The organism is Anoxybacillus sp. LAT27 (genome assembly GCF_022030075.1).
Lineage (GTDB): Bacteria > Bacillota > Bacilli > Bacillales > Anoxybacillaceae > Anoxybacillus > Anoxybacillus kestanbolensis.
Map to the genome: position 1 here is coordinate 1 of NZ_JAIWYK010000246.1, position 246 is coordinate 246.

At 66.3% G+C, this 246-nt stretch carries 1 protein-coding gene; it reads right to left on the reverse strand.

Translation table 11 applies throughout. The features are described 5' to 3' along the window. Positions 1–246, reverse strand: a 246-nt coding sequence (locus LD028_RS09305; RefSeq protein WP_237811650.1) for an ABC transporter permease subunit, incomplete at both ends; no start/stop codon positions are given.

The window sequence follows — 246 nt, forward strand, 5'->3', positions numbered from 1 at the left end:
TCGCCAAATCGCCGATCCCTCCGCCGCCAACGGTTCCGGCCATCGCGGAGTAGGACAGCAGGCTGATGGACGTGACGGTCAGCGCCGAGACGATGCTGCCGCGTGCTTCGTTGAGCAGCACCTTCCAGACGAGCTGCACCGGCGAAGCGCCCATCGCGACCGCCGCCTCGATCACGCCTTTGGGAAGCTCCCGCAGGGATTGTTCCACCAGGCGCGCAAAAAAGGGAATGGCCGCCAGGGAGAGGG